The sequence below is a fragment of the Anaerosporobacter faecicola genome (assembly GCF_012070565.1).
GTDB classification, from domain to species: Bacteria; Bacillota; Clostridia; order Lachnospirales; family Lachnospiraceae; genus Anaerosporobacter; species Anaerosporobacter faecicola.
On the sequence record NZ_JAAQRO010000006.1, the window covers coordinates 110204 to 116203 of the forward strand.

Below are 6000 nucleotides of genomic sequence, written 5' to 3' on the forward strand. Positions count from 1 at the left end.
ATTTCTCTATCTTATTATTTACGACTTGTATATTTACGTTCTTAATTATATTTAAATACTCAATTACATTTACGTACTCAACTATATTTACCTACTTAACTATATTTACAATAATTAATATTAAAATAGATTTCTCCTCTTCGATCAATCTCCATAATCATATAGGAAGGCGTATGCCCATCTTGTCTTGGTAAAGATATACTACCTGGATTCACCAAGTACGTATCTCTTCGATACTCCACACTAGGTATATGGGTATGTCCATACATTACAATATCATACCCATACTCTAACGCATTCTCTAGCAGATCATCGGTTCCATAACTAACATGGTATCGATGACCATGAGTTAATAATGTACGATAATGGCCAAAGGTAACAACCTTTTCTCTCTCTACATCTGTAAAATAATCATTATTTCCTGAAACAATATACGTATCACATGTCACAAGACTGCGTATATACTCTTCTTGCCCCTCAAAATCACCAAGATGTACAAATGCATCAATATGACCGACTCTACCAATTACCCACTCCAGATATGAAGTCCGTCCATGAGAATCACTTACAATCAATACTTTCATACACGCCTCCTTAGAAAGAAGCAGCCATAAGCTTCTTCATCGCTTCTAGTGCCTTTCCTCTATGGCTTATTTTATTCTTCTGATCCAAATCTAATTCAGCAGTAGAGCAATTAAATTCCGGTACCATAAAGATTGGATCATATCCAAATCCATTTTCACCTCGCTCTTCATAGCCAATATACCCTTCAATTGTTCCTCTCGTCGTAAGTGTTTTTCCATCTGGATATGCACATGCTATTGCACATACGAACCTTGCTGTTCTTTCCTCTTGTTTTGCTTCCTTTAATTGATCGATAATGTACTGATTTTTAATTCTGTATGAAGTGTCTTCTCCAAGAAAACGTGCAGAATATATGCCTGGCTGCTTATCCATATAGTCCACTTCCAACCCCGAATCGTCTGCTAATACTATTTCATTCATTTCCTTTGCAATTGTTGTGGCTTTGATCAATGCATTTTCTTCAAATGTTTTTCCATCTTCAATAATTTCTTTATCATAACCAATATCTTTTAATGATAAAACTTCATAACCAAGGTCTGCTAAGATCATACGAACTTCCTTCATCTTTCCAGCATTACCTGTTGCAAATATAATACGTTTTTCCATTGTTTCTTATCCCTCCTGCTTCAATACATACTTGATTTATTCTTCTTCACGAGGTTTTTTTGGTGGTCTTGGACCCATGAATTGATATAAATATGTCTTTAACATACCATTGTATATTTTTCTATTCTTATCTGCTTTTTTCCCAATATATTTTTCTGCATCTTCATAACTTGTAATAACAAATTCAGACCAAGAGTCAAGATTTTTAAATGCCTGTCCTATTTCTCGATAAAGAGCTGGCATCATTGATTTTTCTTCAAGACGCTCACCATAAGGTGGATTTGTAATAACAAACCCATATTTTTTTGGATTTCTAAGCTCTTTTACTTCTCTCTGTTGAAAATGGATATATTGTTCCACTTCTGCCATTTGTGCATTTTCTCTGGCTGCTTTTACAATTTCCCCATCTATATCATATCCTTGAATATTCATTTCAATGTCCCTACGAATATTGTCATTTGCTTCTTCAATTGCTTGATACCATGCTTTTTTCGGTATTATGTCTGTCCAATCCTCAGACAAGAAGGAACGATTCATACCTGGCGCAATATTGGCACCAATCATGGCTGCTTCAATTGGTATTGTTCCACTACCACAAAATGGATCCACTAAGATTCGATCTTTATTCCAAGGAGATAATAGTATGATTGCTGCAGCTAAGGTTTCTGTAATAGGTGCTTTACTAGTTAATTTACGATATCCCCTTCTATGGAGGGATTCACCTGATGTATCAATTCCAATTGTTATTTCATCTTTTAAGAAGGTAACACGAATTGGATAAGAGTTTCCACTTTCCTCAAACCAATTTACTTTGTATACACTCTTCAATCGTTCTACCATTGCTTTTTTCATAATCGATTGAATATCAGATGGACTGAATAACTTACTTTTGATTGATGTTGCTTTTGCAACCCAGAACTTACCGTCTACTGGTATATACTGTTCCCAAGGAATTGCTTTTGTTCCTTCAAATAATTCATCAAACGTTTCTGCCTTAAACTTCGCAATTTTCAATAACACTCTTTCCGCCGTCCGTAGAAAAATATTTGCTCTACAAAAAGCAGTTTCGTCTCCGGCAAAAGTGACTCTACCATCATCAACTTGTACAATGTCATATCCCAAATCCTGGATTTCACGCTTTAAAACTGCCTCCATTCCAAAATGACATGGTGCAATAAATTCATATTGATTCATTCTTATCTCCTTCAATTATCTTCTATTATATATAAGAAAGCCCCTACACTATTCAGTTGTTAAGCAAGGGGCCCAAATTATCAAATATATTCGTTATTCTTAGTATATCCTAGTAATTAATATTAAATCACTTTTCCACCATAGTCAACAAAATTCCTCATAATTACTCGTTTCTTATCGCTCAATAACTCCTCTGTATGCATGGATTCCTCCATATACATTCACAACCACATAACCAAGTGTACATAACTCTTTTGCTGCCAACATACTCATACTTCCTCTATCACAATATAATATATATTTTTTTTGAATGTCAAGTTGTGTCATATTCTTCATGAGTTCATCATATGGAATACATATAGCAGAAGGGATGTGTCCTCTTTGATAATCGGAATACTCTCTAAGATCAAGCAATATATAATTTGCATTATGCATAAATGTTGTTAATGCTTTTGCAGAAATAGTTTCAAAACACATATCATCACCAACCATTCTACATTATTTTATTCGCTAAATCGACAGTTTGTGAATGTATTTTTATATATTCTCACATTTTTTATGTTACTTCATCTATCTTTGTTTATGTATAGACTCATATAACGAACTTCATTTTTATTATAATGAATTAATGAGCCTTAGCTTCATCTGATTCATCTCTAAATTCAGAGATCAAATCTCTTTATATATGAAACCATTCTTATTTATAAATGATAACATGAAACGTGTAACCACTATAACCAATATAAATTTGATAAATACAAATCTAATTTAAATAGAAATTTTAATAATATAAAAATCTTAATAGAATGAAATATTGATAGCATAGAACTATTAATAGCATAGAAATAGGCTATCGTATCTCTACAAAAAGTATACATACGATAGCCTATCTACAAATTAGCTAAATATTAATTAACTAATAACGGCAGGTAATAACAAACTATTTATTATAGTTGTTGTTATTACTTGCGTTTTTTGTACTGTTGTTCTCTTTGTTAGCATTTGAAGTCTTGTTGCTAGCATTTTGATAATTGTTTGAGTTGTTAGTGCTGTTTTGATAGTTGTTTGAGTTGTTAGTGCTGTTTTGGTTATTGTTTGAGTTGTTGTAGCAATTTTGGTTATTATTTGCGTTGTTTGTAGAGTTATTTGATGAATTCTTGTAGCTTTGGTTTGAGTTGTTTTGATAATTGTTCATTTGAGTTCCTCCTAAAATAAATAATTTAAACTACAGATACTAGTATCTTCATTTTAAAAATAAATATACATGTATTCTTATAAATTTAATTTTTATTTTAAATTTCATTTCATTTGATACTGAATTCATCAACTATATATTTTCAAATATCAATAAGCATCTTATAGTATCTAAAATAGCATATTTTTCCTAGTTTTTAAGGGCTTTTTTGCTCTTTTTCCTGTTGCTTTTTAAACCTTCTTGTTATATAATATGAATGTATTAATTGAGTTCATCCTTCAATGAACTCTTTAGTACACTATATAACCCCTTATTAATTATTTATACTCCCCTCATCGAAACACCGCCTTGGCTCCCCCTCGGCGGTGTTTCACTTTGTCTAAAACATTTTAGTTTCTTCTAAAATTGTTACCTTTCTAAATTCCTTCTTTCTAGCTCGCTCTATTTCCAATAACATACTTTATATTAACAATCTCCTACAATCATTAATAAGAACTCTTCTATTCCATACTTCTATCTATTTGTTATTAATCTATATACAAAATACACAAGTAATAAAGGAATACCTATTGTTATAAATAAACGAATTGCAATGGTTCCTAAGAACACTAGCAAGATTACAAACAAAATCACAAAAACGATTGCAAGTATACGATACCGTAATGGCAGTTTCCCGTTAAAAGTATACGAATGTTGATATCCATCTTCATTATCAGAATAAGAATTTACAGACTCTTTGTAATCATTCTGATAGGAATAATCTGCCGAACTATGTGTCGTTCCTTTCCCTAATTTTGATGTCTCAATTATTGTTCTCGCAATCAATCTTGGATCACCTAATTCGTACATAACTTGTTCAATTGTTTTTCCACTCTTCACTTGGTTGTCTATATATTGACTGTAATAACGTACATTGTTTTCGATTTCTAGACTTGATACCTCTGTATATAAGCTTTCCCTAAGTTCTTTTATGAATTCTTCTTTACTCAAAAGATTCACTCCCTTCTCTCTGTACAACTTCTTCCTTATAGTATTCGATTTTATTAATAATTTATTTACTATTCTAACATAGGTGCAATATTTGGTAAATAAGCGTATAATTAATTTTCTATTAAGATTTTATCAATTGTCCGAACAGTAATATAATCGTATTTTGCAGCATTTTCTGTATAAGAACAAAATCTACTTCGTTCACTCTCGAGTTAATGGTATACGATTAATTTTTCGTACTCCTCAACATTTTTTGTATAATAAAAAGGTTCTATAATAAAAGTTGGGGTGTACGATGCTATCGTATTCTCCAACTTTTTTCTTGTATAATAAAAAAGAACCCCCAAGCGCCAGTCTGACCACAAAACACTTGGAGGTGCAATAAATGCATAATCATTGTATCAATAAATTATTAAATTTAAAAGATGTAAAAGTAACAAAAATACTTCAAACAGATCATTTTCTTGATATTTATATTGAAACAGAACCTTCTCTTCATAAATGCCCTGCTTGTGGAGCTGAAACAAAACTTATACATGATTATGATTATCATGATCATAAGATTACGGACTTATCATTTCAAATATAACAAAAAACATCGTAAGAAAAACTTACGATGTTCTAACGTGCGTTAGAGGATTCGAACCCCCGACCTTTTGGTCCGTAGCCAAACGCTCTATCCAGCTGAGCTAAACGCACATATATTTAATTGATATGCCGGCGACCGGAATCGAACCGGTACGGGCGATTAGGCCCGCAGGATTTTAAGTCCTGTGCGTCTGCCAGTTCCGCCACGCCGGCATAGATGGGACCAACAGGGCTCGAACCTGTGACCCTCTGCTTGTAAGGCAGATGCTCTCCCAGCTGAGCTATGATCCCATGGGATATTACAAACACTAGTTTATAATAAGTATCTCATATAAAGTAGTACACACAATATGTGTAACGACCCAGAAGGGACTCGAACCCTCGACCTTCGCCGTGACAGGGCGACGCTCTAACCAACTGAGCCACTAGGCCAAACTAATTTTAACTAATATAGATTCATTTCTTAACTAAATGGACCTTCGGGGACTCGAACCCAGGACCGACCGGTTATGAGCCGGTTGCTCTAACCAACTGAGCTAAAGGTCCAAACCTCTAGGTATTAGCCTTATTAAGTGCTAATACAAGCCGACGATCGGACTTGAACCGATAACCTGCTGATTACAAGTCAGCTGCTCTGCCAATTGAGCCACGTCGGCATATAGTAACTCAGCTAAAATTTAGCTTTACATATGTCATAAATCTTAAATAAAGATTCAGTGACTCCAAGGGGATTTGAACCCCTGTTACCGCCGTGAAAGGGCGGTGTCTTAACCGCTTGACCATGGAGCCAATTAATTCTTGTTGCATGTAAACCTAACTGGTTCCACATGTTCTATTTTAAA

At 33.5% G+C, this 6000-nt stretch carries 6 protein-coding genes and 7 tRNA genes; 1 reads left to right on the plus strand and 12 read right to left on the minus strand.

What is annotated here, in order from left to right:
• Positions 1-95: 95 nt before the first annotated feature.
• The 5 genes from HBB17_RS02975 to HBB17_RS02995 all read right to left on the minus strand — a co-directional run bounded on the left by HBB17_RS02975 (position 96) and on the right by HBB17_RS02995 (position 4570).
• Positions 96-584, minus strand: coding sequence for a metallophosphoesterase family protein (locus HBB17_RS02975; RefSeq protein ID WP_167955627.1), 489 nt, complete (start codon positions 582-584; stop codon positions 96-98).
• Positions 585-594: 10 nt separating this feature from the next.
• Positions 595-1191, minus strand: coding sequence for an XTP/dITP diphosphatase (locus HBB17_RS02980; protein WP_167955629.1), 597 nt, complete (start codon positions 1189-1191; stop codon positions 595-597).
• 36 nt (positions 1192-1227) lie between these two features.
• Entirely contained in the window at positions 1228-2385 is a 1158-nt protein-coding gene (locus HBB17_RS02985) for a THUMP domain-containing class I SAM-dependent RNA methyltransferase (protein ID WP_167955631.1), read from the minus strand.
• A gap of 174 nt (positions 2386-2559) precedes the next feature.
• A complete protein-coding gene (locus HBB17_RS02990) occupies positions 2560-2877 on the minus strand; it encodes a rhodanese-like domain-containing protein (protein ID WP_167955633.1) in 318 nt (105 codons plus the stop codon).
• A 1216-nt stretch (positions 2878-4093) separates the two neighbouring features.
• Positions 4094-4570, minus strand: coding sequence for an HAAS signaling domain-containing protein (locus HBB17_RS02995; protein WP_167955635.1), 477 nt, complete (start codon positions 4568-4570; stop codon positions 4094-4096).
• A 385-nt stretch (positions 4571-4955) separates the two neighbouring features.
• On the opposite strand from HBB17_RS02995, the gene HBB17_RS03000 reads away from it, so the two are divergent.
• Positions 4956-5159 (plus strand): transposase, encoded by a 204-nt coding sequence (locus tag HBB17_RS03000; protein WP_167955637.1) that lies wholly within the window; start codon positions 4956-4958, stop codon positions 5157-5159.
• Between the two features lie 36 nt (positions 5160-5195).
• Here HBB17_RS03000 and HBB17_RS03005 read toward each other — a convergent pair.
• The 7 genes from HBB17_RS03005 to HBB17_RS03035 form a co-directional block, all read right to left on the minus strand.
• A tRNA-Arg gene (locus tag HBB17_RS03005) sits at positions 5196-5269 on the minus strand.
• Between the two features lie 16 nt (positions 5270-5285).
• Positions 5286-5371, minus strand: a tRNA-Leu gene (locus HBB17_RS03010).
• Positions 5372-5376: 5 nt separating this feature from the next.
• Positions 5377-5449: transfer RNA gene (locus tag HBB17_RS03015), tRNA-Val, on the minus strand.
• A 67-nt stretch (positions 5450-5516) separates the two neighbouring features.
• Positions 5517-5590, minus strand: a tRNA-Asp gene (locus tag HBB17_RS03020).
• Between the two features lie 40 nt (positions 5591-5630).
• Positions 5631-5704: transfer RNA gene (locus tag HBB17_RS03025), tRNA-Ile, on the minus strand.
• A 37-nt stretch (positions 5705-5741) separates the two neighbouring features.
• Positions 5742-5814, minus strand: a tRNA-Thr gene (locus HBB17_RS03030).
• Between the two features lie 61 nt (positions 5815-5875).
• Positions 5876-5947, minus strand: a tRNA-Glu gene (locus tag HBB17_RS03035).
• Positions 5948-6000 lie beyond the last annotated feature (53 nt).